Annotated in this window: 2 protein-coding genes; both read left to right on the top strand. The window is 45.9% G+C overall.

What is annotated here, in order from left to right:
* Positions 1–968: DNA/RNA non-specific endonuclease (locus JJB97_RS17905; protein ID WP_238715432.1), on the top strand; the 968-nt coding region annotated here is incomplete at its 5' end.
* Positions 968–1,300: an immunity protein YezG family protein gene (locus JJB97_RS17900; RefSeq protein WP_238715431.1), complete on the top strand. Its 333-nt coding sequence runs from the start codon at positions 968–970 to the stop codon at positions 1,298–1,300. The genes JJB97_RS17905 and JJB97_RS17900, both read left to right, overlap by 1 nt.
* The last annotated feature ends 299 nt before the right edge of the window (positions 1,301–1,599 follow it).

Below are 1,599 nucleotides of genomic sequence, written 5' to 3'. Positions count from 1 at the left end.
GTGGGATCGCTACAGGGAATACAGCTGGAGCCGCGACGGGTGCCGGTGCCGGGAAGAATGCGGTTAACAACAACCTGCTGGGCGGTACGGAAGAAAGCCAGACTAAATATGTCCAGGAGCACGGTAAGGATGTGCTGTCTTGTGCAGATGCTCCTTCTTCAGCCAGTTGTCAGCGCGGCGAGGCGGTAAACAAAGCGATAGCCGTAGCGCTGGGTGCAGGTGCTACAGGTGGTGTAATTGCTGCAGCCACGCCGGAACTGATTGCGGCCGCCCAGGCAGCGGTAAGTGCGTGCGGGGCTAATCCAGTATTATGCGCTAATGAGGTGAGCATCTGGGTGGCAGAGATGGCCGCTGGCGATGCATTACCAGCAGGTCTGACGGTCGCGACAGTTGGCAAAATGTCGTCCAGTGAACTGTCAGAACTGAAAGCACTAATGACTGTTGAGAAGCAGACCGGGCAGAAGGTGAGTACCGAAACTCTAGAGCAATTAACCCATAGTTCTGGTGGTAAAGGAAACTGGAATAAAGAGCTAAATAACCCCAAGCCAAACTCTGTTTATCCGGTTGATGGTGATAAGATTTACAAAACAGATAATCTAGCGAGACCAAGTCAGGTGGAAGCGACTCTGAGCCCTAACGTGAAGGATCGTAATGGCTATCAACAATGTAAAGCAGGAAAGTGTGGCTTTGAAGGAGATGAAGGCGGCCATTTAATTGCAAGTATATTCAATGGGCCGGGAGAAAAACTTAACCTTGTTCCGATGGATGGAAATCTGAATAAGGGAGCTTGGAAGCAGATGGAAAATACTTGGGCGAAAGCGTTAGGTGAAGGAAAAGCGGTTAAGGTTAACATTCAACCATCGTATATCGGTGATAGTGTCAGACCTGATAAATTTAAAGTCGTGTATTCGATTGACGGTGGTCGACCGATTGAAAAAGTATTTAACAATGCACCTGGAGGGAAATAATGCGTTCTGATCAAGATATATATAATGATATTGGTTCAGTATTGCTATCGATCACTCCTGACGATGCGGTAAAAATCATTATGTGTGCAGCGTTAGAGCCAGAAAGCGACTGTGGTGAGTTTACTTATGATTATGTTGATAGGCAAGGTAACCAACATTGGATCACTGAAACAGCGGATGCCAGTGAAAGACTTTTAGATCTTTTGATTGAACTAAGGAATTTCTTTGTTGATAACTTTAAATCACAAGAAAAACCATTCTGGCATAGCTGTGAAGTAACGGTAAATGTTGAAACCCTCAAGATAAATATCGACTTTAAGTACGATGACTAACAGACTACACTTCCGCTCATAGTTGGCGGGATTTTTTTCCTGCATTTTTTAGAAACAGACAGACAAGATGTGTTTTTGGAGTACCGCCACCTGCGCCGGTGCTCCAAAAGACGACATGGTCAGGGCCGCGCCCCGACACCCGATCCCATTAGAAAATTTAATGCAATATAGTGCACTTCAGTGCAACTTTATGAAATTAATGCGGGCTAAATCCGTAGTTAGTACAAATTAGTGATTTTTAATGCGTGGATTTGACCCTATATGCGACCAGCAACCGTGGCGATACGGTTAACCTGACC

Source organism: Tenebrionibacter intestinalis (assembly GCF_016632365.1).
GTDB lineage: Bacteria > Pseudomonadota > Gammaproteobacteria > Enterobacterales > Enterobacteriaceae > Tenebrionibacter > Tenebrionibacter intestinalis.
Note: the sequence above shows the minus strand (reverse complement) of the source record. Positions and strands in the feature narration are given on the sequence as shown.

Bases quoted from the DNA above. Each gene is read 5' to 3' on its own strand.
- JJB97_RS17900 (WP_238715431.1), top strand. From the start codon at position 968: ATGCGTTCTGATCAAGATATATATAATGATATTGGTTCAGTATTGCTA.